The following is a 23390-nucleotide window of genomic DNA, read 5'->3' as shown; positions in this document are numbered from 1 at the left end:
CGGATATTTGAGTTGCGGGCACGGTCACGTGCCCAAATTCGGTCTCTACAATAGCGAACCGCGACCGGGAGCGCGAATACCTGGGATGGCCCGCAGGAGATGTATCCCCGAAGGCGGCGCTTGGTTACGGGCCCGTATAGCGCCAAACGTAACCTTGCGCAAAAGCCGGACTTAAAATGAGGCGTGACTTCCGCCTCTATGCCGTCGCTTGCCCAGGCACGCCGCGGATTAGCCCTTGGGGCGATCGCCGGCCTGGGCATCTATCGCCCTCCGGCGGATGCGCCGCTGGCGCGGCGCGTCACTGGGACGGATCTGACGGGCGTTTCCTATCGCGTGAAGGCCGACCAGGGCCTGAGCACGCCATCGCTGGCGGCCGGCGCCGCGCGCGCCGCGTTGCGGGCCGCCGGCGTGAACTCGTCCGACATCGAGATGATCATCGTCGGCACCAGTACACCGGACGTGCTCTGGCCCACCACCGCCTGCTTGGTGCAGACGGAGCTGAAGCTCCCCATGGTCGGAAGCTTTGACCTGTACGCGGCGGAGACGAGCATGCTGGCGGCGCTCAATGTCGGGATCCGCTACACGGCCGCCGGCGCGCGGGGCGTCTTGCTGATCGGGGCCGAGTCGGATAACCAACTGGTCGACCTGCCCGGACAGGGCGGGAGAGTTCATACCCGCGTGGCGGCGGCCGTGGTGCTCACTCAGGCGGGCGACGACGGCGGGGTCCTGTCCACGATGGCAGGTGGTGCAGCACGGAGCGACGTGAATGGCGACGCCCACGATCGCACGCTGCTGCGTGGGCTTACCGAGGCGGCGGCCGAATGCCTGCAGAAGGCGAACCTAGCCATGTCGGAGATCGACCTGGTGATCGGCGAGCAGTCGGCGCCAGACATCATGCAGGCCTGGAGTAAGCAAGCCGGGGTCTCATCGAGCCGCATCCTGCTCGACCCAGTGCGCTATGGATCGTTGCGGGCAGCCGCACCGTTGACCGCGCTGCACGACGCGGTCCACGCGGGCGAGCTGCAAAACGGCATGACGGCGCTCCTGCTCGCCTGTGGCAGTGGCCCGACCTGGGCGGCCGCCTGTCTTCGCTGGGGTGGTGGAGGGATCGCCGAATGGTAAATGGTACGCGAGTCGTGGTCACCGGCACCGGCGCCATCACCTCGCTTGGTCACACCACGCGTGAGACCTGGGAGGCCGTCAAGGCTGGCCGATCGGGCGTGCGCCGCGTGCAGACCTTCGATCCATCGGCTATGCCGAGCAAGGTGGCGAGTGAGGTAGTGGATTTCAAGCCTGAGGCTCGCCTCGACCGGAAGGAGGCGCGCCGGATGTCGCGATTCGTCCAGTTCGCCATGGTCGCCACCCGCGAAGCGCTCGAAGGCTCAGGGCTCCAGGTCACCGAGGCGAACCGAGACCGGGTCGGTGTCATCGTGGGGAGCGCGATCGGCGGCCTGGAGATGATCGAGGAGGCGCACACCATCCTCAAGGAACGTGGACCGTCTCGCATCAGTCCCTTCACCGTGCCGATGATGATCGCGGACATGGGCGCCGGCCAGATCTCAATCGCCACGGGTGCCCGCGGCCCGAACTTCTGCACGGTTTCTGCTTGCAGTTCCGGTGCGCACGCCATTGGCGAGGCCTTCGAAACGATCCGTCGGGGCGACGCCATGGCCATGATCGCGGGCGGTAGTGAGGCGTGCGTCACGCCGCTGGCGCTGGCCGCGTTCTGCGCCTCGCGTGCCGTATCGACGCGCGACATCGAAGCCACCAGGGCGAGCCGCCCGTTCGACCTGGAGCGCGACGGCTTCGTGATGGGGGAAGGAGCCGGGATCTTGATCCTCGAGGAGCTCGAGTCAGCGCGGAAACGCGGTGCGCCGATCATCGCCGAGATCGTTGGCTACGGCGCGACCGCGGACGCCGGCCACATCACGGCGCCCGATCCAGTTGGCGCCGGCGCAGCCCAGGCGATGAAGCGCACCCTGGCCAAAGCGCGGGTCGCGCCGGAAGACGTGAGCTACATCAACGCCCATGGGACAGCGACCCAACTGGGCGACGTTGCGGAAACGCTCGCATTCAAAGATATTTTTGGCGACGCCGCGTACCGAATCCCGATCAGCTCGACCAAATCGATGCTGGGACATCTGCTCGGCGCCGCCGGCTCGGTCGAAGCGGTGATTTCCGTGAAGGCCGTCGAGGAAGGCGTGGCGCCGCCCACCATCAACCTCGAGCATCCGGACCCGCAATGTGACCTCGACTACATCCCAGAGGGCGCGCGCGAGCTCGACATCAAACTGGCGCTGTCGAACTCCTTTGGCTTCGGCGGCCACAACGCGTCCTTGCTCTTCAAGCAATTCCGAGGCTAGCGTTTGATCTTCCTCAGCGACTTCCTCAACGCTGAGGTTGTCGACGTTCGACAGCATCGCGTCGGGCGAGTTCGAGACCTCGTTGTGGTGATGACCGAGCCCTTTCCCAAGGTCACCGGGGTCATCCTGAAGAACAGCCGAAAGGTGCGCTCCGTCGACTGGTCGGTGGTTCGCAGCTGGGACAACAAAGAGCTCAGCCTGAAAGTCGATGCCGCCAGCTTACAGCCGCACAGCCGCGCCGATACCGAGCTGTGGCTTGCGCGGCAGATTCTGGACAAACAGATCGTCGACATGGACGGCCGCCGGGTGGTGCGGGTGAATGACCTGCAGCTGTCCCAGGTGGAAGGGTCGATGCTCGTGATCGGTGTCGATATCGGCAGCCGGGGGCTGGCGCGGCGCGTCGGGCTCGAGGGGCTGGGGCGCCGGATTACCGCCGCCCTCGGCCTGGATTGGCCACAAAAGCTGATCTCCTGGGAGGCGGTCGACCCGGTGAAGACCGACATTAGCTCGGTCAAGCTTCGGATCGCCCACACCAAGCTCGCCAAGCTGCACCCGGCCGACATCGCGGATATCGTCAACGAGCTCAGCCCAGACGATCGCAATGCGGTCTTCGCCGCCCTCGACGATGAGAAGGCCGCCGATACCCTGGAGGAGATCGACGAGCCGCAGATGCAGGCCTCCATCCTGGAACGTCTTGACGTCGAGCGCGCGTCGGACATCCTGGAAGCGATGGCCCCCGACGAGGTTGCGGACTTGTTGGCCGATATGCCGCGCGAGCGGGCTCAACAGCTGCTGCAGAAAATGGAGGAAGACGAGGCGGGCGACGTCGAGGAGCTGCTCGCCTATCGCGAGGACACGGCCGGTGGCCTGATGACCACCGAGTACGTCGCCGTGCTGCATACCCTGACCGCCGCTGAGGCGATCGAACGCCTGCGCGAGCTCGAGCCGGATGCCGAGAGCGTCTATTACGTCTACGTCATCGACGAGGAGGAGCATCTGCTGGGCGTCCTGTCCCTGCGCGACCTGATCGTGGCCAAGCCCGAGACCAAGATCCGCGACTTCATGATCAAGAACGTGATTTCCGTCCGGCTCGACGCCGGGCCGCGCGAGGTCGCCGAGGTGACCTCGAAGTACAACCTCCTGGCCGTGCCGGTGGTCGACGAGCACAACCGAATCCACGGCATCGTGACGGTCGATGACGTCATGGAGCGGGTCATGCCGGCGCGGGCCGGCGGACGCCGCCGACGGATCTTCTAAGAAGACGGTGGCGCAGCCGAAGGCGCTGCAGCGGTCGCTCGGAGCACTCCGGAGCCGGCGGGTTCGGCTCCTCATGCTGCTCTCGGTGGCGGGGCCGGGAATTATCACCGGTACGGTCGACAACGACGCCACAGGAGTCACGGGATACGCGCTCGCTGGGTCGCAGTTTGGCTATGACCTGTTATGGCTGCTGATCGTCACCGCGTTTTGCCTCGTCGCCATCCAGGAAATGGTCGCTCGGATGGGAACGGTCACCGGCAAGGGACTCTCCGACATGATTCGCGAACGGTTCGGGGTGGCGCCGACGGTCTGGGTCATGCTGCTGCTCTTCATCGCCAACGCCGCGACGACCGTGGCCGAGTTCGCCGGCATCGCCGGCGCCTCGCAACTCCTCTTCGGTGACTTCGCCCGCTACATCGCGATCCCGCTGGCCGCGGTGTTCGTCTGGTTCCTCGTCCTACGCGGCTCGTTTCGTGTGGTCGAACGACTGTTGCTGATTCTCAGCCTCGTATTCGTCTCATACATCGTCTCGGCCATCCTGGCTCATCCGAAATGGAATGAAGTGATCCACCACACCGTCGTGCCGACGTTTCACTTCACGGCGTCCTACCTCTTGATCTTCATCACGATCGTCGGCACGACGATCACGCCCTGGATGGCCTTCTTTCAGCAGTCGAATGTGGCCGATAAGGGTCTCCATCCGAGCCAACTGCGATTCGAACGCATCGATACATACACCGGGATTCTCGCGCTGAATGTGGTGGCCTTCTTCATCATCGTGGCGACGGGTGCCACGGTTTTTGTCCACCACGTGCCCGTCGACCCGGCGGACCCTTCAGCCTTCGCCAAGATCGCCCTGGCCCTCAAGCCACTGGCCGGCCAGTACGCGGAGCAACTCTTCGCAATCGGGCTGCTCAACGCCTCGCTGATGGCGGCGTCCGTGCTTCCCCTCTCGACCACGTACGCCATCACGGAGGCGTTTGGCTGGGAGCGCGGCATCGACAAGTCATTCAGAGAGGCCCCCGCTTTCTTGACGATCTACACCACGATGATCGTGTTGGGGGCCGCGATCGCGATGTTCCCGGGCGCTCCCCTCGCACTGATCACGAACCTTCCGAACATCGTCAACGGTCTGATGCTGCCGTTGCTCTTACCGATCCTGATGTTGCTGGCGAACGACAAGCGCGTCATGGGACGCTACGCGAATACGGCACTCTTCAACGTCTTCAGTGGGATCGTCTTCGTCTTTCTGTCATTCGTGACGCTGGCGTTCCTTGCCTCGATCTTCTTCCCCGGACTGTTCAGCGGCCACTAGCTGGCGGCGCGCCTCGTTGCGGAACGCGGCCTCCGCCTCCGCGCCGAAGAGGACAAAGCGAACCTCGCGGATGCTGGTCGGATTCCTGCCGTGCGCCACCACCTCTTCCAGCATGATCCGGGCGCACTCGTTCATCGGGAAGTGGGCGACCCCGGTGCCGACGGCAGGAAACGCGACCGACCGCAGTTCGTTCGCCTTGGCGATCTCGAGGCTGCGCCGTGTCGAGCCGCGCAAACTCTCGGCGTTGGTCCGACCGCCCAGGCGCATGCTTGTCGCATGGATGACATAGCGCGCCGTCAACGTCCCCCCGCCGGTGATGGCGGCATCGCCGACCGCGATGCGGCCGATCGCCCGGCACTCAGCCTGAATCGTCGGACCACCGGCACGGGCGATGGCCCCGGCAACGCCGGCACCAAGCTCCAGGTCGTTGTTGGCCGCATTGACGATGGCGTCGACATCCTGTTGCGTCAGGTCGCCCTGCAGGACCTCGACCGTCAGGCTCCCAGCCTGCCAGCTCATCCCCTGGATATCGACGGGAGCCACGCCATCGATGCCATCCGCGCCTCGACGTCCTCGCGCGTAATGGGCTGCAAGCCGCGCACGCTGAAATGCTGGATGGTGAAGGACGCCATCACCATGGCGTACCCGAGTGCCAGGCGCACCGAGTCGTCGGTCTCCACCTGCTGTTCGGCGAGGCATCCGAGGAACCCGGCGGCCACTGCGTCGCCCGCGCCGGTCGGGTCAATGGGCGGATCGACGGGTAGGGCGGGAAGGTGAATGTCCTCACCGTGACGGTAGAGGGTGGCGCCTTTCGGCCCCTCCTTGATGACGAGCCCGCGCAACGTGAAGCGACGGCGCAGCTGCTCTGACGCCTCCTCGATGGTTTCGACCTTCGCCAGCGCCATCGCCTCCGAGGCGTTGAGGAACATGTAGTCGAGCCGCTGGAGAACCGGTTCGAGGGCATCCGGCTGCTCGCGAATGTAGAGCTTCATCGTGTCGCCCGCGACGAGCCACGGGTCGTCGAGCTGTTCGAGGACCCGCATCTGATGACGCGGCTCCATGCTGCCGAGGAAAACGATCTTGGCCTTGCGCTGGTCGGCGCTGAGGACCGGGGTGAAGCCGCGGTACGCGCCCTGATCAGAGCGCTCGTTGCGGGTGGTGCCGGTCTCATAGTCATGCTCGGCAAACCATCGATAGGTGGGGAGCTCGGAGGTCACCGTGCTCCGGAGGTCAGCACCGGTGCCTTTCATCGCGGCCTGGAACGCATGCATGAAGTCGGGGCCGGCCGTCCCAACGACCCACACGGGAGCGAACAAGCGCGCCGCGAGCGTGAAGTACGTGGCCGATCCACCGAGGCCGTCCGTGTTGACGCCCATTGGCGTGCGGACATCGTCGCGGGTAATAGTGCCGGCGACGAGCACGGGCCAGGGCTTGTTGGGGGGCGTCACGCGGCCCCAATTCTACGGAGGTCTACACCGCGAGCAGCTGCGGGTCGGGTCGAGCGAGCTCACCTTCGACGGCGGCGACGAATCGGCGCACCGCGGTCGGATCGGTGAGCAGCCAGGCTTCCTCGGGATGGGCGGCGTCGGGCCGGCAGATCACGGCCATCGCCGTATCGTCTCCCATGACGGCGCTGAACCAGACGTGGGCCAGCCAGCCGAGGCCGGGATCGCGACGGTCGGCCTCCTGGGGGAGGGGCGTGGTGTCCGGTGTAGTCACGACCGCGCGCCGCGCGCTCCGCAGCAGCGCCACTTCCTGGTCCCATTCGGCGCGGACCGCCGCCGGGTCAGGCCGGCCGAGATAGACGGTATAACGGCCGGGCCGCATCGTCGCCAGGCTCTCGACCACTCGGCGAAGCAGCGGTACGGTCGCCACGTCCGCCACCGCCCGGCTTCCGGGGGTGCCTTCGACCAGTGTTGCCATCTCGCCCATGGGAGCAGGCTAGCACAAACTTTCCAGAAAAGCAAACATATGTTCGTAGGCGCTTATGGGCGGCGGAAGAGCGGGACCACGTTGCCGGGCCGGCCGCGCCAGCGGCTTCGTGCAGCCACCATGAGCGCCTCCTGGGCCTCGAACAACACTTCCGCGGTCCGGTCGAGCGAGCGGTCGATACCGAGCCTTTCCGTATAGCCGCCATCCAGCTGGCCCAGCAGATGGACGATCCGCCGCCAGATGTGGGTCGGGATCAACTTCAGCTCCTGGACTCGGCATTCCTCGATGGCACCGAGCAGCTGATCGGTTTCGCGCAGCTGGCTGCGCGGTGTCGGGGCGTGGCGGCGCTGCCAGGACCAGAAACGATGCTGTGCGATCTCGAGAACGGTGCGCTCGATCATGACCTAAGCAGCCATGATAATCCCGGTATGGAGGAACGGGTCGAAAGTCAGGAAGTTTATGCGGGCAAACTCATCAGGGTCTACAGGGACCGGGTGCGCTTGCCGAGCGGGCAGCTGACCATTAGGGAAATCGTGCGGCACCCCGGCTCGGTCGGCATCATCCCGCGCGCTGCTGACGGCCGCATCGTTCTGGTTCGCCAGTTCCGCTACGTGGCCGGTCGCGAGCTGTGGGAGATCCCCGCGGGTACGCTCGACAAGCCAGGCGAGGACATCCCGACGGCGGCGCGACGGGAGCTCGCCGAGGAAGCCGGCTTCAAGGCCGAGCGCTGGACGATGCTCGGCACTGCTTACTTGATGCCGGGGTATTGCGATGAGCGAATGACGTTCTTCCTCGCCGAGGACCTCTCGCCGACGGAATCCCATCCCGAGCTCGACGAGTCGTTCAAGGTCAATCCCTTCGATTGGCACGACCTGCAGGTGCTGCGCCAGAGCGGCGAGCTGCTGGACGCGAAAACACTGCTCGGGCTGGCCTGGGCCGGTGTGCCGCTCTGGGCCGCCCCGAGCCGCCGCTGACCTACTCTTCCTCTTCCTCGCCGCCCTTCGACTTCTGATACGCCGCGATCACCATCTGCGCCGCGTGCGCGGGGACCTCTTCGTAGTGTGAAAACTTCATCGTGTACTTCCCCCGACCCTGGGTGATCGATCGTAGGTCGATGGGGAACCGGTACATCGACGACAGGGGGACCTGGGCTTTCACTTTTTCCATGTGATCGCCGGACGGCTCCATGCCTGCGATCTTGCCGCGCTTCCCGTTCAGGTCGCTGATGACGTCGCCCATGTTCCGCTCGGGGACCAGCACCTCAACCTCCATGATCGGTTCGAGCAGCACTGGCTTGGCATCCATGACCGCCTGGCGCATCGCCATCGCGCCCGCCAGCTTGAAGGCGATGTCCTTGCCGTCGACCTGGTGCGTGGATCCGTCCAGCAGGCGGACCTTGATGTCCACCAGCGGGTTGCCGGTCAGCACCCCTTGCTCCATCGTTTCTCGCACGCCCCTCTCGACCGAGGGTCGGAAGTTCTGCGGGATCGAGCCACCGAAGATCTTGTCTTCCCAGACGAACCCGGTGCCGCGCGGGACCGGCGCAATGTCGATCACGCAATGGCCGTAGAGGCCGGCGCCGCCGGACTGCTTCTTGTATTTCTTCTCCGCCTTGGCGCTGCTGGTGATCGTTTCCTGGTATGGCACGCGCGGCACGGCCAGCGTGCCCTCCACCCCGTACTTGCGCTTCATCTTCTCGAGCACGACATCGAGATGGATATCGCCCATGCCGTGCACGATCGTCTCCTTCGTGATCGGCTCATGCTCCAGCGTCAGGGTCGGGTCTTCGTCGACCAGCTTGACCAGCGCCGCGTTCACCTTTTCCTCGTCGGCCTTGTTCTTGGCGCCGACGGCGGCGCTGAACGTCTGCTCCGGGTACTCGATCGGCGGAAGCCGCAAGGGATGGTCCCGGCTGGCGAGCGTGTCGCCAGTCGCCGTGACCGACAGCTTGCTGATGCCCGCGATGTCGCCGGCGACCACCTCGGTCGCCGCTTCCAGCGTCTTGCCTTTCGGATAGCCGATCGTGCCGGCGCGCTCCGGTTGGTCCTTCGCCGCATTCAACAGCGGGGTGCTCGATGTCAGAACGCCGGACACCACCTTCACATAGCTGATGCGACCCACGAAGGGGTCGGCGGTCGTCTTGAAGACGATCGCGCCTAACGGCCCCGCCGGCTCGCGCGTCAGGGTCTCGGCTTGGTCGGTGCGGGGATTCACGGCCACCACTGGCGCGGCCTGCCTGGGCGAAGGCAGGAGCGCCACCATGGCATCGAGCAAGGTGCCGATGCCGATCGATTTGCCCGCGGCGGTACAGAGGACCGGGACGATCGCTGCGGCCGCCACACCTTTGGCGAGCGCCCCCGTGACCTCGGCATCACTCAACTCGCCGCTTTCCAGGTATTTCTCCAGCAGCGCGTCGTCCGTCTCGGCCGCGGCCTCCACCAGCGGCGACCGCCGGGACTCGACCTCGGCAGCCAGGTCGCTCGGTAAGGGGACCTCCTTGGCTCGCCCTTGCTGATCGAACTCGTACGCCTTGCGGGTCAACAGGTCCACTACGCCCTTGAACGCGGCCTCGTGGCCGATGGGGGCCTGGATCGACACCGGACGCGGAGAAAACTCCTTGAAGCCGTCGACCACCTTCCAGTAGTCGGAGTTCTCCTTGTCCATCTTGTTCACCACGATCAGGGTGGGGAGGTCACGGGCTCGCAGCTGCTGCCAGGCAAGCTCGGTGCCAACGACGATTCCGGTGCTCGCCCCGACCACAAGCAGGGCACCCTCGGCCGCGCGTAGGGCGCCGCACACATCGCCGGCGAAGTCCTGGAATCCGGGCGTATCGAGCAGGTTGATTTTGTGGTCCTGCCAGGTAAGGTGCGCAATGGCAGTGCCGATCGAGATCTTTCGCTTGATCTCTTCGGGCTCGAAGTCGAACGTGGTGTTGCCGGCGTCCGGGCGTCCCAACCGCTCGACCGCTCCGCCCGCGTAGAGCATCGCCTCGGCCAGGCTGGTCTTGCCATCATGGCTATGCCCGAGCAGGGCGACGTTACGGATCTTCTCCGGGTCGACTCTGGCCACCGCTTGTCCCTTCCAAGGAGAGTGTAAATCGAAACTACGTCCCTCCCCCTCTGGGGAAGGGAGGGTGGGGCTTTTAGTCGATTGGTGCGAGCGGAATGATCTCGACGGGCTTTCCCGCCGCCACCTCGCTGGTCCCGAGCGGGACGACGATCAGGCAATTGGCATCGGCCATCGAGCGGAGCACGTGCGAGCCCTGGTCGCCGGTCAACCGGACGCTGATCCGATCGCCGTCGCGGCGTGCGATGCCTCGGAAGTACTGTTCCAGGTGCGGCGGGTTGGAGAGCGCCACATCGGTGATCGCGGTGATTCGTGGCCGCTCGAGGTCGGCGCGTCCTTGCATCTTCAGGATGGCGGGACGCACGAACAGCTCGACGCCGACGAGCGACGAAACGGGGTTGCCCGGCAATCCGATCAGTGGCCGGCCCCCGACGGTTCCCACCATGAGCGGCTTCCCGGGCCGAAGCGCTACCTGCCAGAAGTCGACGGCCCCTTGCTCTTGCAGGAGGGCGCGGACGAGGTCGTAGGCGCCCATCGACACGCCACCCGTGCTGACGATCAGGTCGGTGCGGGCCGCGAACTGGAGCCGGGCGACGAGTTCCTCCCGGTCGTCGCGCGCCACCCCGGCATCGACGACCTCGGCACCAGCCTCTTCAAGCGCCGCCCGCAGGGTGTAGCGGTTGGTGTTGGTGATCTGCCCGGGCCCCAGCGACTCCCCGGCGTCGCGCAACTCGTCGCCGGTCGTCAGAACCGTGACGCGTGGCCGTCGGATCGTTCGGACGGTGGTGCGCCCGGTCGATGCCAGCACGCCGATCAGCCCCGGGGTAACGATTCGGCCCCGTTCGGCGACACGGTCGCCGCGGCGGAGATCGCTGCCAGCGTGCCGGACGCTGGTGCCCGGCTCGACCGCAACGCGGATGTCGACGCGCCCGTCGCGTTCCGCGGTGTCCTCGACCCGCACGACGGCGTCCGCGCCCTCCGGCATCACCGCGCCCGTCATGATCCGTAGGGCGGTCGAGGGGCGTACCGAGGTCGGGGGTGCGACGCCGGCGCGGATCTCGCCGAGGACCTCCAGGCGCACGGGGCCCGCGGCCGATGCCGGGCTCGTGTCGCCCGCCCGCACGGCATAGCCGTCCATGGCGGAGTTCGTAAATGGTGGGACGTCGCGGTCCGAGCGCACGTCCTCGGCGAGCACGCGGCCACGGGCATCCACTAGGGGGGTGTCCTGGGCGTCGAGCACGGTGATGCGGGCGAGGATCCGGTCGCGCGCCTGGGCGACCGTCAGGAGCGCAGGCTGCTTGGGGTTACCGATCGTTCCAGTGACTGTTTTCGAACTCGGGCCCGCCGCCTTCGCCGTCGGTGACGACGTTCTGGTGGAAACGGGCAGCGACCATCTGGTAGGCCATCGCACGCGGGATTCCGAGCTTGGTGAGGGCCTTGACCTCGTCGGCCATGACCTTGTCGCGCGCCGCCTCGATGGCGGCGATCACGTCATCGATCGCGGTCCGCGCCTTGGTAGCCCCCCCGGCGCCGTTTTCGGCAGCGACCTCCGAAGGGACCTCCGCCTGAGGCTCCTTGGTGGCTTTCGCCCTTCCGTCTTTGGTCTCTTTGGCCATGGGATGTTTCACCTTACCACTGGATCGAACTCAGGCGGACACACTCAGGCGTGCTGCCTCGCGCCTAGCTTTTACCCGTTCCATCGTGAATAGAAACGTCTCCTTGGCCAGCGCCGTGACGGACGCTCGCTGAATTGCAGACCCATGGGAGCAGTGCTACGGTCAGGAACGTGAATAAGGCGGCGCGCTTGCATCGCCTCCTGGTCATCCTGTCAATGGCGACCGCCCGCCCGGGCATCCGTGCGGTCGACCTGGCAGCGACCCTCATGGTCAGTTCTCGGACCGTCTTCCGCGACCTGGCCGAGCTGCAGCGACTCGGGTTTCCGGTCGCCTTCGGCAACGGGTACCCGGCACAGCAGGAGCTCTTCCGTCGCCGCCGCCGGCAGGAGATGTCGCAGGTCATGGCCGACCTGGTCGATCAGCAGCTCGAAGTCGTGCGCCGGAAGTTGCCGCCCGAGGAGGCTGACCGGGTGGTGAAAGAAGCGATCCAGTACTTGCCGATGGAGGCCGCCGAGGCCGTCACTCGAGCACTCGCAAAAGCCGCGCGAAGATAGATTTACAATTGCCGCACCGGTCGGCTAGCTCAGCTGGTTAGAGCGCTTGGTTCACATCCAAGAGGTCGAGGGTTCGAGTCCCCCGCCGACCACCAGGACCCCCAAGGTCGACTCATGTGTAAGTTTTGATGTTTCAAGACGTGAGTACGGTGGTATAAACTGCGGCATCCAGTATCGACCGGTAGGTGGTCCGAAGAGATCGGCTCCGGCCAGGTCGTCAGGAAGTAATGAATCGTCGGTTTCCCTCCGCGAGCGGTCGCCCTCGGGCGGCCGCTTTTTCCCTTGGGGCGACCCCATCTTTGGTAGACTTACGAGCGCCTTCCTGCTCCGCTGCCGCCGCGAGGCCATAGCCGGAGCAAATCCCACAGGAAAGGAGATAGCGTTTGTCAGCGTACGAGCTCATGTACATCGTCAAGCCGGACCTTGACGATCAAGCGGTCCAGCAGGAGATCGAGAAGGTCGGCCAGCTGATCCAGACGAATGGGGGCCAGATCAAGAAAGTTACCCCGTGGGGCAAGCGTCGGCTCGCGTACACCGTCAAGGACAATCGGGAAGGGCATTACGTCGTCGCGGAGTTCGACCTCGATCAGGCGAAAGTCCAGGAGGTCGACCGCGTCCTGAAGATTTCCGACAGCGTCTTCCGCCATTTACTGGTTCGACAAGATGAGGGGAAATCATGAACCTGAACAAAGTGATGCTCATCGGCCGACTGACCCGCGATCCCGAAATGCGCTACACCCCGAGCGGATCTCCGGTGACCAGCTTCTCGTTGGCGACCAACCGCTACGGACAGAGCACGGATGGTGAGAAGAAGGAATACACCGATTACCACAACGTGGTGGTTTGGAACATCGGCAAGCGCAACCTGGCGGAGATTGCCGGCCAGTACCTGCACAAGGGAAGCCTGGTGTACGTCGAGGGCCGGCTACAGACCCGCTCCTGGGAAGGCCAGGACGGCCAGAAGCGCAAGACCACCGAGGTGAATGCGACCGAAATCCAGTTCCTCGAACCGCGCAGCCAGTCCCAGCCGCAGGCGGCGGCCACCGAACCGGTCGAGACCGCGGTTGCCGCAGCGCCTGGGCACCACGATGAACCCTCGCGTGACGTCGATCCGGAAGACATCCCCTTCTAAGGAGCGATTGACAGGACACCATGCCACCACCGACCGATAAGCGCGACCGAAAGCCGCACAAGAAGGTCTGCAACTTCTGTGTGGAGAAGGTCCACCTGATCGACTACAAGGAGGTCTCTCGCCTCCGCCGCTTCGTCAGCGAGCGAGGCAAGATCCTTCCGCGTCGCGTGACCGGAACCTGCGCGCGTCATCAGCGCCGCCTGGCGGTCGCCCTCAAGCGCGCACGCCACGTCGCGCTCCTCCCCTACACCGCGGACCAGCGCTAAACTCGCGCCCCTCAGAGGGGACTGATGGTGCGGGTTCCGGAGACTTCTTAATTTCGCGCCGTATACTGCCTAGTAGTTGCGTCTCCCGCGCCTCCCGGTCGTGCTCGCGACCGGGGTCGTCTTGCTTACGTCCATGCCAACGGCTCGGGCAGCGGCCGCGGAGCCTACGTTCGTTGCACCCTCATTTGCGCCCTCGCCCTATGTGATCGCGATCGATCCGGGACACGGTGGCAGCGCCACCAGCGACCCCACCCAGCTCTGGGATCCTGGCGTCGTGGTTGGCGCCGTCATGGAGAAGGACATCACCCTCGACCTTGCGCTGCGGCTACGCACCCTGTTGCAACGCGAGCGTGTGAAGGTCGTGCTCACTCGCACGGGCGATCAGTACGTCGAGATCTCGGAGCGCTGGAACCGCGCGCACTCGGCGGGCGCCCAGATGTTCGTCAGCCTGCACGTCAACGCCTATGACGGCGATCCGTCGATCAACGGTCTCGCCGTTTTTTATCCAAAGCCGGACAGCTTTTCGTTCGCACAGGCGATTGATGCGGGCCTCGCCCAGGCGCTCAAGCCCTTTCAGATTGCAGACGACGGCGTCGCCGCCAAGCCCGAGCTCTGGGTCCGTTCCGATGTCCCAACCGTCACGGTGGAACCGGCCTACCTGACAAATCCGCGGGAGCGGAGCCTCCTCCTGCAGGACGACTTCCGCAATGCGATCGCGACGGGCGTCTTCCAGGGAATCCTTGCCGCCGATCCGATCATTGAGCAGACGAAGGTGCAGCTCGCGCACGCGGAGGCGGCCGCCAACGCCCAGCGCCTCGCCTCGCAGACCGCATCCGCCGATGCGGCGCGCACGGCCGCCGCGACCCGGTGGGGGCTGATCATCGGCGCGGTGATGTTGCTCTTCCTGGTGATGCGGGCAGCGATCCGCCGCCAGGCGCGGCTACCGGAGCCGCCCGCATATCGCCGGCGGAGTTACCGACGGCGGCGCTCGGTCTCACGCCGATAGTGATCGACCGTCGGACGAGGGCCGGACGGTAAGCTAGGGCGCATGGCTCAGCCCCCTCAGTTACGGATTCCTGGCCCCACCCCCGTTCCCGAGCGCGTGCAGCGGGCAATGGCCGCCCCGATGATCAACCACCGCGGCCCCGAGTTCAGGGCCCTCCTTCCCGAGCTGGAAGCCGGCCTCCGCTGGGCGTTCCAGACGGAGAATGACATGCTGATCTTTCCCGCCAGCGGGACCGGCGGATTGGAGAGCGCGGTCGCGAACGTCGTTTCGCCCGGCGAGCGGGTGCTCGCGGTCACGATCGGCGCGTTCGGCGATCGCTTTGCCGACCTGGCGGAAGCATTTGGCGCCGACGTCGCCCGCTTGACCCTGCCGTGGGGTGAGGCGGCGGATCCGGAGGATCTCGACGCCTTGCTCAGCCGCGAGCCTGACATCGCTACGGTGCTGATCACCCACAACGAGACCTCGACGGGCGTAACCAACCCGCTGCAGTCGCTGGCCGAGGTGGTCACGCGGCACCACCGGCTGCTGGTGGTGGACGGCGTCAGCTCCATCGGCTCGATCGCGTTGCCGGTTGATCAATGGAAGGTCGATGTCGCGATCACCGCGTCGCAAAAGGGATGGATGCTCCCGCCGGGCGTCACCATGCTGAGCGTCAGCAAGGCAGCCTGGCAGCGGCAGGCGAGCGCTCGCTCGCCGAGGTTCTATTTCGATTGGGACCGTGCCAGGAAGATGCAATCCAAGGGCATGACCTTCACCACGCCGGCTGTCGGCATCCTCTTTGGTCTACGCGAGTCGTTAGTGATGATGCGCGAGGAAGGTCTCCAAGCCATCTTTCAGCGGCACCTTCGCGTGGCGGCCGCCTTCCGTGCCGCCGCGGGCGCGCTCGGCTTGCGCTTGCTGGCGAGTTCGCCCGACGTCGCGTCGCCGACCGTGACGGCTGTGTACTTCCCAGAGGCGCTGACCGGCGAGAAGTCGGAGGCGGTGTTCAAGACCTGGCGCGAGCTCGGCCTGGTTGCTGGCGAGGGGCAGGGCAAGCTGTCCGGCAAGATCTTCCGGATCGGCCACCTTGGCGCCGTCTACGAGCCCGATGTCGTCGCCACCATCGAAATCCTCGAACGTGGCTTTGAAGCGCATGGCCACCCGGTCACACGAGGCGCGGCGCTGAGCGCGGGCCGACGCGCATTGCAGTCCTCCGAGCCTAGCCTCGTGGCCTGAGCTCGGTGCCGCGCGTCCTGGTCGCCGACCCGATCGCGGAGGCGGGGATCGCTCGGCTGCGCGAGCACGCCGAGGTTGACGTACGGCTAAAGCAGAGCCCGGCCTCTCTCCTCGCTCGGATTCCGGATTACGACGCGCTCATCGTGCGCAGTGAGACGAGGGTCGATGCCAACGTGATTCAAGCCGGCACCCGCCTCAAAGTCATCGGCCGCGCCGGCGCGGGCGTGGACAACATCGATGTCGACGCCGCCACCCGGGCCGGCGTGCTGGTCGTGAACGCCCCCTCCGGAAACACGATCGCCGCGACCGAGCACACGATGGCGATGATGCTGGCCCTTGCGCGCCACATTCCGCAGGCCGACCAGGCGGTCAAGGCGGGGCGCTGGGAACGCTCGCGTTTCCTAGGGTTCGAACTTCGCGACAAGGTCCTCGGCGTCGTCGGCCTGGGCAGCATCGGACGGGAAGTCGCTCACCGGGCCCAGGCGTTCGGAATGCGGGTGATCGCGACCGATCCGGTGCTCTCCGAGGAGCGGGCCTCCCAGCTCAACGTCAAGTTGATGTCCTTCGACCAGTTGATGTCCGAGGCGGATCTCGTCACGTTGCACGTGCCGCTGACGCGCGAGACGCATCACCTGGTTGATGCTCGCGCGCTCGCTCTTGCCAAGCCGGGTCTTCGCCTGATCAACGTCGCCCGAGGCGGCATCGTCGACGAGTCGGCCCTCCGTGACGCGCTGCGGGACGGGCAGGTTGCGGGCGCCGCCATCGATGTCTTCGAACAGGAACCCCCGGGCGAGAATCCGCTGATCTCGATGACGCAAGTGGTCACGACGCCGCATCTCGGGGCCTCGACCGAGGAAGCGCAGATCAGCGTCGCCCTCGAGATCACCGAGCAAGTGATCGCCGTGCTCGACGGCGGCCTGCCGCGCTTCTCCCTCAATGCACCGGTCGCACTCCCCGAAGCAATGGCCTTCCTGCGTCCGTTCATCCCGGTTGCCGAGGGCATTGGTCGCTTCTACGCGCAGGTCGGCCGGCAGCCCGCCTCACGGATCCATGTCGACTACGCCGGCGAGATTGCGAGCTACGACTGCTCGGTACTCACGGCCGCACTACTGACCGCGTTTCTGAGCCGGTTCAGCGCCGAACGCGTGAACCCCGTCAATGCGCGGACGGTCGCGGCCGCGCACGGCATCACGGTGGTCGAACAGCGTGGCGCCCGCGCGAGTGAATTCGCCAATCTCATCAGTCTGCAAGCGGTTGGCGAGCACGGCACGACGCGGGTCGGTGGCACCCTGCTGCTGAACGAGCCGCACATCGTCACCTTCGACGACTTCCGGATCGATCTGGTACCGCACGGGACCTTCTTGATGAGCTGGCACGCCGATCGGCCGGGCATCGTCGGCGCCATCGGTACCTTCCTGGGGGAGAAGAACATCAACATCGCCAGCATGCAAGTGGGCCGCGACCGTCCGCGTGGCGACGCGGTGATGATCCTCTCGGTCGATGATCCGGTCCCGGAATCGATCCTGGCGGACATCCGCCGGATTCCCGGGATGGCTGACGTGCTCTCCGTTAGCCTTTAAGCCTCGTGGCGACCGTTCGGCCGTTCCAGGGGATTCTCTATGACCCAAAGCGGGTCGATCTTTCCCAGGTGGTGGCGCCGCCGTATGACGTCATCAGCCCTGCCGACCAGCGGCGCTACTACCGGCAGGATCCGCACAACGTCGTGCGCCTGATCGCGGGCGAGGTGCATCCGAGCGACACCACGGAGGACAACAAGTACACCCGCGCCGCCGGCTTCTTCCAGCAATGGTTGGCGGACGGCATCCTGCGCCGCGAGGCGAGGCCTGGTCTTTACGTCTACAGTCACCAATTCGTCGACCCGATCAACGGCCAGGAACGCGTCCGGCGAGGCCTCCTGGGGGTCGTCGAGCTCGAACCATTTGGCAGCGGCGTTCTGCCCCACGAGCAAACGCATGCGCGCGCCAAGGCGGACCGGCTGTCGCTGACGCGCGCAGTCGTGGCCAACCTGAGTCCGGTCTTCGCGCTTTACGAGGATCCAGCGTCGGCGGTAGGCCCGCTCATCGCCCCTGCGATGGCCGAACCACCTCGCCTATCGATCACGGGCGAAGACGGCGATCACCATACCGTCTGGTCGATCAGCGGCACGGAGCGGTTCCACGACCTTGCCGAGGTCTTCCGCACCTCCCGGCTCTACATTGCCGACGGCCATCATCGCTATGAGACGGCGCTGAACTTTCGGAACAAGCAGCGGCAGGATCATCCGGACGCGCCGCCCGATGCCGCCTTCAACTTCGTGCTGATGCTGCTCGTCGATGTGGCGGACCCGGGCCTGACGATCCTACCCACCCATCGGCTATTGCATGACTTCGAGCGGTTCGACCCGGCCCTCGTCAGCAGGCTCGGCAGCCGACATCGCGTGACCCCGCTCCCCGACCGTGCGGCCCTGCTGGCGGCGATGCAAGAGCCTACGGCAGGCCACCGGATCGGCGTCGCCCTCGCCCAAATTCCAGCCACCTACTTCACCGTCGACATCGCACGCGCCGCCGCCGACGATCCGGTCTCCCGGCTCGACGTTTCCGTCCTGCACCAGGCAATCCTGCAGCGGGAACTCGGGCTGCAGCCGGCCGAGTTGGAGTCGGAGCGCTATCTGAGCTATTCACGAGATGTCGGCGCGGTCCTCGATCGGGTCGAGACGGGAGCCGGCCAGGCGGCCTTCCTGCTTCGGCCCCCCGCTGTTTCCGACGTGGTCGAGGTCGCTCGAGCGGGCCAGGTGATGCCCCAGAAATCGACCTACTTTTTCCCCAAGCCGGCCTCCGGAATCGTCTTCAACCCGCTCGCGGTGGGCATCCGGATCGGCCCGGTCTGAGCGGCCAATTTCCCTCCCCCTCTGGGGGAGGGCAGGGTGGGGATAATCCATTTGATCGGTTGCTTTGTTTCATTTTCGTGAGCCGGTTTGGCTTGCCCGCGGCAGGAGCCTTGGCTACTATGCTGGGCTAATGGGCGCCAAGCGCATCGTGATCTACATGCCGGACCCCCTGGTCGATGCGCTCAATCGGGTCACGGCCGCCTCCCCGCAGAGTCGCAGCGAGCTGATCTGCGCCGCCGTTCAGCGGTTCCTGGCCGAAGGGCCGGGCGGGGCAGCAGTCGAGTCCGCCAGCCCCGACGAGGCCTTTTTCGACCGGGTGGCGGAGATGATGCAAAGCGGCCTGCTGCAGCCGGGAGATTTTACCGATCCGGCGGTCGAGGAACCAAGGCCCAAAAGCAAGCTCTGGATCAACTGACCGCCGACGGGAGCCCACCGTTTTCTCGAAGCCGCAAACCGGGTATAAGTTAAGTCGACAATGCCCGTCTATGGATACCGCTGCACCAATGGTCACCACTTCGAGGTCCAGCAGCGCATCACTGAAACGCCCCTTACCGTATGCCCGCAGTGCGGCGCGCCGGTGACCCGCGTCTTCTATCCCGTTGGCATCATCTTCAAGGGCGGCGGCTTTTACAAGACCGATTCACGAGGCGCGAGCAGCGACGGCAGCGTAACCCCGGCGGAGGCGCCCAAGACCGACACCAAGACCGAGTCCGACACGAAGGCAAAAACCACACCGGATGCCGGAGGATCGAAGCCGGCGCCACCACCGCCTGCTAAAACCGACCAGAAACCGAGCAGCGAAGAAGGAGCCGCATGACGACCAAGAATATCGTCCAGGTCACCGATCAGAACTTCGAAACCACCGTCGGCGCCTCGGCACAGCTTGTCCTCGTGGACTTCTGGGCGACGTGGTGCGCGCCCTGCAAGATGCTGAAACCGCTGGTTGAAGAGCTGGCCGTCGAGTACGAGGGTCGCGTCGTGATCGCCGAGCTGGACGTGGATGCGAACCCCATCACCGCCTCGAAGTTCCAGGTCCTCAGCATCCCTTCGCTGATTCTGTTCCGGGGCGGCAAACCCGCGGAACGGATCGTAGGCTACAAACCCAAGGCCTACCTCAAACAGAAGATCGACGCCGTCCTATAACCTTCGTCGGGCACGGGGGTGCATGGGCTCAGGTGGGCTCCACGGTCTTCAAAACCGCTGGGCGGCATCCTTGGCGATGTCGCCGGACGGATCGTTCCCGTCGCGCCCCCGCCATTTTCAATTGGGCAAGTGGTGCCGGAAGCGGCCGTGGTAACTGACGGTAGTGGTGATTGCGAGCGAACGGGCATTCCTACGGCATAACTGACGGCACATGGGCGACGCGTTGACTAGATGCCTTCAGTTGGGTGAGCGGGAGACAGGACTCGAACCCGGCGGGGAACCAAGCCGAGAACGAGTCGGTTCTTTATTCGGCGTCTCGCTTCTGGCAGAGGTCTGACATGAACGCAGCTGTTCGTTCACTCGACCGCCTTGGCGTCGTTGCCTTAGAGCCGTCCCTCGTCCATCTGCTACCCACCCGGAGTCCACGGTGATGACGGAGCGCCTGCCTCAACCGCGCGGGCCAAATCCCAAATCAACCGCGCCTCCCAGCGGCAGCCTCTGAGGAGAAAACGGCGACCCGTCCGCTTGGCCGACCTTCATCCAGACCTTCTGGAAACAGCGAAGATCCTCGCTGAAATCGAGCAACGACGCGTCCGTCAGGGCTTACCGGAGTCTGCACCCTTGAACGTCCAACCGCTCGAGTGGCGACGCGTGGGCGACTTGCTGGTCCGGCGAGGCCACCAGCCGCCGCCTAATCAAGAGGAGCTCCCGCGACGTATTCTTGATGCGCCGTGAGCTCTGCGGTCGACCGGGTGCGCCGAGTCGCCGACTTGCCGACGGGGACGGTCACCTTCCTCCTAACGGACATTGAGGGATCCACCCGCCGATGGCAGGAGAACCCCGTCGCTATGAAGGAGGCAGTTGATCGCCACGATCAGCTTCTGGCTGCCACCATCGAGGCGCACGGCGGGACGGTCCTGAAGGAGCGCGGCGAAGGGGACAGCGTATTTGCCGTTTTTGCCCGCGCTACCGACGCGGTCGCGGCGGCCTGCGCAATTCAGCGGGTCACTTACGGGGAACCGTGGCCAGGACAACTTCCCATCCGGGTGCGCATCGCCGTCCATGCAGGTGAGGCCCAGGATGAGTCGGCGTACGACTACCGCGGCCTGGCAGTCAACCGCTGCGCGAGGCTGCGAGCGCTGGCACATGGCGGCCAAGTGCTGCTCTCCGCGTCGGCTCGCGAGCTAGCCCAGGACGGCCTGCCGGCTGGAATTACGCTTCGCGACCTGGGCGAGCACCGGCTCCGTGACCTGGATCGACCGGAGCACCTCTTCCAGCTGGTCGCCCCCGGCCTCCCATCAGATTTTCCACGAGTTGGGACCCCACAGCGGCGCTCTGGCTCGGGACTCTTCGAACTGGCCGAACAGACAACCTTCGTCGGGCGTCTCTGGGAGCTTGAAGAGTTGCGGAACCTCATGTCGAGATTTCGCATGGTTACCCTCACCGGAGCGGGGGGCTGTGGCAAGAGCCGGCTGGCATATCGCCTGGTCCGCTCCCTATCAGATCGCAATTCGACACTCGTCGAGCTAGCCACTGTTAATGACCCCACCTTGGTCGCCGGCGTCGTCGCCCGCGCTCTAGGCTCGCCGGATTCTGCCGGGGCGGATCCAACCGGATGGCTGGTCGATTACGTAGTACGAGAGCCAGTCCTCCTCGTATGGGACAACTGCGAGCACCTGGCTGACGGCTGCGCCGCCCTGGCCGCCTCGCTGTTGAAGGCCAGCGACACAGTCCAGCTCCTTTGCACCAGCCGGCAACCGCTCAAGGTCCCCGGAGAGAAAGCTTGGGTAGTACCGTCTCTCTCTTTTCCGTCATCCGACTCTGCGGCTACGACCGTCCAGCAGTACGAATCGGTTCGTCTCTTCGTGGACCGGGCCGCAGCCGTGAACCCGAACTTCGGATTGACTGATGCAAACGCATCTGGCATAGCCGGGATCTGTAGCCGCCTCGAAGGCATTCCTCTTGCAATCGAGCTGGCCGCAGCCCGCGCTAACGTCTTAGCACCAGCCCAAATTCTGACGATGCTCGATGATGCCTTGGCCCTGCTGAAATCGGACAGAGGGCTGGTGGAAAGGCAGCGCACCCTTGAATCGACCCTGGATTGGAGCTATGGCCTGCTTGCTGACGTCGACCGGGTCGTGTTTCGCCGCATAGGAGTATTTGCGGGGAGCTTCGATATCGATGCCGCCGTTGGCGTATGCTGTCTCGCTCAAATCTCGTTCATTCAGCTGGTCGACGCGCTCGAGAACCTCATCGAGCGCTCGCTTCTGATCGCTGATACAAGCAGCGCGACGGCAAAGTATCGCATGCTCGAGCCCGTCAGGCACTACGCGCTCAAGGTATTGAAAGACAGCGGTGAAGAAGCCGAACTTCGACGCTCTCATCTTGAGCACTACCTGGCGCTGGCGCGCAGTGCCGAGCCGCATCTGATGGCAGACCCCGAGCAGCCTGTCTGGCTAGATCGCCTGGATCGTCAACTGCCCGACATGCGGGCTGCCCTCGCGTGGGCATTCACAATCGAGCCCGAAAAGGGAGCCGGGCTGGCGACCCGCCTCGGCTGGTTCTGGTGGTTCCGCGCCTATTTGGCGGAAGGCACTACGTGGCTTCGGCGAGCCCTCGCAGCCAGCGCGGAGCATCCGTCGTTAACGGCGGCAGCGGTACGCTTCGAGGGCCATCTCGCCCTCCGCGAAGGCGACAACCGTAGGGCTGCAAAGTTAGGTCTGGCGGCCCTACCGATGTACCGCCGGCTCGGGGATGAGAGCGGCGAGGCATGGAGTCTCTTTGTGCTGGGAGCAGCAGCACGCTCCTTGGGCCATTTCGCTAGGGCTCGCGTCCTGATCGCTGCAAGTCTGCGTTTCAACGAGCGAGTTGGGAATGCCGTCCGAGCGAACCTGGTTGGAGAGCTTGCTGTCCTTTCGATGTTGGCTGCTGATTGGAAAGCCGCAGAGCAAGGATTTCGGACAGCCCTCGCTCTGCAGCGCGAGAGTGATGATCGCTGGAGCTTAGCCCTAACGCTTGCAAACTGGGCAGAGCTCCGAATCCGGCAGGGTGAGTGCGCATTGGCGGCTCCGCTGGTCCTCGAGAGTCTCGAGATCATGCGGCCAATAGACGACACGTTCACACTCGTCCAGCTGCTGGAGTACGCGGGCATGATCACCATTGCGACAGGCGACCCCATCGTCGGCCTCCATCTGATGGGCGCGGCCGAATCTAAGCGTAAGCGGCTACATCTGCAGCAGACTGAGGCAAGCCGTGGCTTGACCGAGAGTTGGATCAAGCGAGCAGAAAGATCCATCGGCCCGCGTGCAGTCAGGAAGGCACTCGACAAAGGATATGAAGCTCAGTTCCCCGGCTTTCTGACGATGGCCGAGGAGATGCTGGCGACAGAGCCTAAGGTCTCTGGCGGCCTCAGTCGGCGTGAGTGGCAAGTCGCCCAGCTCATTGGGGAGGGCATGACCAACCGTGAGATCGCGGATCGGCTGTTCATCTCCCCCCGAACGGCGGAAGGTCACGTGCTGCAAATTCTTAACAAGCTTGGCTTTCAACGCCGAGCGCAGATCGCAACCTGGGTCTCGAGGGAGGGCATCTCCGGCGGAACAGGTAGGAAAAACGCGTAGTTCTACGGGTGTCTCGTTTTC

General features: G+C 65.1%; 25 protein-coding genes and 2 tRNA genes. 19 read left to right on the top strand and 8 right to left on the bottom strand.

The annotated features are described in order from the left end of the window. Positions 1–198: 198 nt before the first annotated feature. From VHK65_10400 to VHK65_10385, 4 genes are read left to right on the top strand one after another with little or no spacing between them, the layout of a single operon-like run. Positions 199–1122, top strand: coding sequence for a 3-oxoacyl-[acyl-carrier-protein] synthase III C-terminal domain-containing protein (locus VHK65_10400; protein ID HVS06558.1), 924 nt, complete (start codon positions 199–201; stop codon positions 1120–1122). Further along, a complete protein-coding gene (gene fabF / locus VHK65_10395) occupies positions 1116–2363 on the top strand; it encodes a beta-ketoacyl-ACP synthase II (GenBank protein HVS06557.1) in 1248 nt (415 codons plus the stop codon). Before VHK65_10400 ends, fabF begins: the two co-directional genes overlap by 7 nt. Before the next feature lie 3 nt (positions 2364–2366). After that, complete coding sequence (locus tag VHK65_10390) at positions 2367–3620, top strand: CBS domain-containing protein (protein HVS06556.1); 1254 nt, start codon at positions 2367–2369, stop codon at positions 3618–3620. A 7-nt stretch (positions 3621–3627) separates the two neighbouring features. Further along, on the top strand, positions 3628–4935 hold the full coding sequence (locus tag VHK65_10385; protein HVS06555.1) for an Nramp family divalent metal transporter: 1308 nt from the start codon (positions 3628–3630) through the stop codon (positions 4933–4935). Here the strand turns inward: VHK65_10385 and VHK65_10380 are convergent. The 4 genes from VHK65_10380 to VHK65_10365 are packed head-to-tail and all read right to left on the bottom strand — an operon-like array spanning position 4873 to position 7268. Then, positions 4873–5478, bottom strand: a complete 606-nt coding sequence (locus VHK65_10380; GenBank protein HVS06554.1) for a macro domain-containing protein — start codon at positions 5476–5478, stop codon at positions 4873–4875. The two genes, VHK65_10385 and VHK65_10380, sit on opposite strands and share 63 nt — an antisense overlap. Next, positions 5451–6383 carry a PfkB family carbohydrate kinase gene (locus tag VHK65_10375; GenBank protein ID HVS06553.1) on the bottom strand — a complete coding sequence of 311 codons (933 nt, stop codon included), beginning with the start codon at positions 6381–6383 and terminating at the stop codon, positions 5451–5453. The genes VHK65_10380 and VHK65_10375 overlap by 28 nt, the downstream gene beginning before the upstream one ends. A 22-nt stretch (positions 6384–6405) precedes the next feature. Continuing rightward, positions 6406–6867 (bottom strand): hypothetical protein, encoded by a 462-nt coding sequence (locus VHK65_10370; GenBank protein ID HVS06552.1) that lies wholly within the window; start codon positions 6865–6867, stop codon positions 6406–6408. A 53-nt stretch (positions 6868–6920) separates the two neighbouring features. Next, positions 6921–7268: a hypothetical protein gene (locus VHK65_10365; protein HVS06551.1), complete on the bottom strand. Its 348-nt coding sequence runs from the start codon at positions 7266–7268 to the stop codon at positions 6921–6923. Positions 7269–7295: 27 nt separating this feature from the next. Between VHK65_10365 and VHK65_10360 the strand changes: the two genes are divergently transcribed. Further along, the gene (locus VHK65_10360) at positions 7296–7841 is read left to right on the top strand and encodes an NUDIX hydrolase (protein ID HVS06550.1); all 546 of its coding nucleotides are present in this window, start codon (positions 7296–7298) and stop codon (positions 7839–7841) included. Between the two features lies 1 nt (position 7842). Here the strand turns inward: VHK65_10360 and fusA are convergent, their stop codons facing one another. From fusA to VHK65_10345, 3 genes are all read right to left on the bottom strand, one after another. Then, positions 7843–9936 carry an elongation factor G gene (gene fusA, locus VHK65_10355; GenBank protein ID HVS06549.1) on the bottom strand — a complete coding sequence of 698 codons (2094 nt, stop codon included), beginning with the start codon at positions 9934–9936 and terminating at the stop codon, positions 7843–7845. A 73-nt stretch (positions 9937–10009) separates the two neighbouring features. Continuing rightward, complete coding sequence (gene glp, locus VHK65_10350) at positions 10010–11344, bottom strand: gephyrin-like molybdotransferase Glp (GenBank protein ID HVS06548.1); 1335 nt, start codon at positions 11342–11344, stop codon at positions 10010–10012. Further along, entirely contained in the window at positions 11238–11549 is a 312-nt protein-coding gene (locus VHK65_10345; protein ID HVS06547.1) for a hypothetical protein, read from the bottom strand. The genes glp and VHK65_10345 overlap by 107 nt, the downstream gene beginning before the upstream one ends. Positions 11550–11719: 170 nt before the next feature. Between VHK65_10345 and VHK65_10340 the strand changes: the two genes are divergently transcribed. The 13 genes from VHK65_10340 (at position 11720) to VHK65_10280 (ending at position 19866) form a co-directional block, all read left to right on the top strand. Continuing rightward, complete coding sequence (locus tag VHK65_10340) at positions 11720–12103, top strand: HTH domain-containing protein (GenBank protein ID HVS06546.1); 384 nt, start codon at positions 11720–11722, stop codon at positions 12101–12103. Positions 12104–12121: 18 nt separating this feature from the next. Next, positions 12122–12198 (top strand) — tRNA-Val (locus VHK65_10335). A gap of 288 nt (positions 12199–12486) precedes the next feature. Further along, complete coding sequence (gene rpsF, locus VHK65_10330) at positions 12487–12783, top strand: 30S ribosomal protein S6 (GenBank protein HVS06545.1); 297 nt, start codon at positions 12487–12489, stop codon at positions 12781–12783. After that, on the top strand, positions 12780–13235 hold the full coding sequence (locus tag VHK65_10325) for a single-stranded DNA-binding protein (protein HVS06544.1): 456 nt from the start codon (positions 12780–12782) through the stop codon (positions 13233–13235). The genes rpsF and VHK65_10325 overlap by 4 nt, the downstream gene beginning before the upstream one ends. Positions 13236–13255: 20 nt before the next feature. Further along, the gene (gene rpsR / locus VHK65_10320; protein HVS06543.1) at positions 13256–13501 is read left to right on the top strand and encodes a 30S ribosomal protein S18; all 246 of its coding nucleotides are present in this window, start codon (positions 13256–13258) and stop codon (positions 13499–13501) included. Positions 13502–13577: 76 nt separating this feature from the next. Further along, on the top strand, positions 13578–14507 hold the full coding sequence (locus VHK65_10315; GenBank protein ID HVS06542.1) for an N-acetylmuramoyl-L-alanine amidase: 930 nt from the start codon (positions 13578–13580) through the stop codon (positions 14505–14507). Positions 14508–14549: 42 nt separating this feature from the next. Beyond that, positions 14550–15722, top strand: coding sequence for an alanine--glyoxylate aminotransferase family protein (locus tag VHK65_10310; protein HVS06541.1), 1173 nt, complete (start codon positions 14550–14552; stop codon positions 15720–15722). Positions 15723–15727: 5 nt separating this feature from the next. Continuing rightward, a complete protein-coding gene (serA, locus tag VHK65_10305; protein ID HVS06540.1) occupies positions 15728–17302 on the top strand; it encodes a phosphoglycerate dehydrogenase in 1575 nt (524 codons plus the stop codon). A 5-nt stretch (positions 17303–17307) separates the two neighbouring features. Beyond that, entirely contained in the window at positions 17308–18609 is a 1302-nt protein-coding gene (locus VHK65_10300) for a DUF1015 domain-containing protein (GenBank protein ID HVS06539.1), read from the top strand. Between the two features lie 130 nt (positions 18610–18739). Next, positions 18740–19024 carry a ribbon-helix-helix domain-containing protein gene (locus VHK65_10295; protein ID HVS06538.1) on the top strand — a complete coding sequence of 95 codons (285 nt, stop codon included), beginning with the start codon at positions 18740–18742 and terminating at the stop codon, positions 19022–19024. Between the two features lie 60 nt (positions 19025–19084). After that, positions 19085–19426, top strand: a complete 342-nt coding sequence (locus VHK65_10290) for an FmdB family zinc ribbon protein (protein ID HVS06537.1) — start codon at positions 19085–19087, stop codon at positions 19424–19426. Continuing rightward, the gene (gene trxA, locus VHK65_10285; GenBank protein ID HVS06536.1) at positions 19423–19752 is read left to right on the top strand and encodes a thioredoxin; all 330 of its coding nucleotides are present in this window, start codon (positions 19423–19425) and stop codon (positions 19750–19752) included. The genes VHK65_10290 and trxA overlap by 4 nt, the downstream gene beginning before the upstream one ends. Before the next feature lie 14 nt (positions 19753–19766). Next, positions 19767–19866 (top strand) — tRNA-Sec (locus VHK65_10280). 683 nt (positions 19867–20549) lie between these two features. Here VHK65_10280 and VHK65_10275 read toward each other — a convergent pair. Next, positions 20550–20786 (bottom strand): hypothetical protein, encoded by a 237-nt coding sequence (locus tag VHK65_10275; GenBank protein ID HVS06535.1) that lies wholly within the window; start codon positions 20784–20786, stop codon positions 20550–20552. A gap of 516 nt (positions 20787–21302) precedes the next feature. Between VHK65_10275 and VHK65_10270 the strand changes: the two genes are divergently transcribed. Then, positions 21303–23369 (top strand): LuxR C-terminal-related transcriptional regulator, encoded by a 2067-nt coding sequence (locus tag VHK65_10270; protein ID HVS06534.1) that lies wholly within the window; start codon positions 21303–21305, stop codon positions 23367–23369. Positions 23370–23390 lie beyond the last annotated feature (21 nt).

It is taken from the genome of Candidatus Dormiibacterota bacterium, from assembly GCA_035544955.1.
Lineage (GTDB): Bacteria > Chloroflexota > Dormibacteria > CF-121 > CF-121 > CF-13.
The sequence above is the reverse complement of the archived record's forward strand: the minus strand, read 5'-3'. Positions and strand labels throughout refer to the sequence as shown.

Bases quoted from the DNA above. Each gene is read 5' to 3' on its own strand.
- VHK65_10400 (HVS06558.1), top strand. From the start codon at position 199: ATGCCGTCGCTTGCCCAGGCACGCCGCGGATTAGCCCTTGGGGCGATC.
- fabF (HVS06557.1), top strand. From the start codon at position 1,116: ATGGTAAATGGTACGCGAGTCGTGGTCACCGGCACCGGCGCCATCACC.
- VHK65_10370 (HVS06552.1), bottom strand. From the start codon at position 6,867: ATGGGCGAGATGGCAACACTGGTCGAAGGCACCCCCGGAAGCCGGGCG.
- VHK65_10365 (HVS06551.1), bottom strand. From the start codon at position 7,268: ATGATCGAGCGCACCGTTCTCGAGATCGCACAGCATCGTTTCTGGTCC.
- VHK65_10360 (HVS06550.1), top strand. From the start codon at position 7,296: ATGGAGGAACGGGTCGAAAGTCAGGAAGTTTATGCGGGCAAACTCATC.
- VHK65_10345 (HVS06547.1), bottom strand. From the start codon at position 11,549: ATGGCCAAAGAGACCAAAGACGGAAGGGCGAAAGCCACCAAGGAGCCT.
- VHK65_10325 (HVS06544.1), top strand. From the start codon at position 12,780: ATGAACCTGAACAAAGTGATGCTCATCGGCCGACTGACCCGCGATCCC.
- rpsR (HVS06543.1), top strand. From the start codon at position 13,256: ATGCCACCACCGACCGATAAGCGCGACCGAAAGCCGCACAAGAAGGTC.
- VHK65_10310 (HVS06541.1), top strand. From the start codon at position 14,550: ATGGCTCAGCCCCCTCAGTTACGGATTCCTGGCCCCACCCCCGTTCCC.
- VHK65_10295 (HVS06538.1), top strand. From the start codon at position 18,740: ATGGGCGCCAAGCGCATCGTGATCTACATGCCGGACCCCCTGGTCGAT.
- VHK65_10290 (HVS06537.1), top strand. From the start codon at position 19,085: ATGCCCGTCTATGGATACCGCTGCACCAATGGTCACCACTTCGAGGTC.
- trxA (HVS06536.1), top strand. From the start codon at position 19,423: ATGACGACCAAGAATATCGTCCAGGTCACCGATCAGAACTTCGAAACC.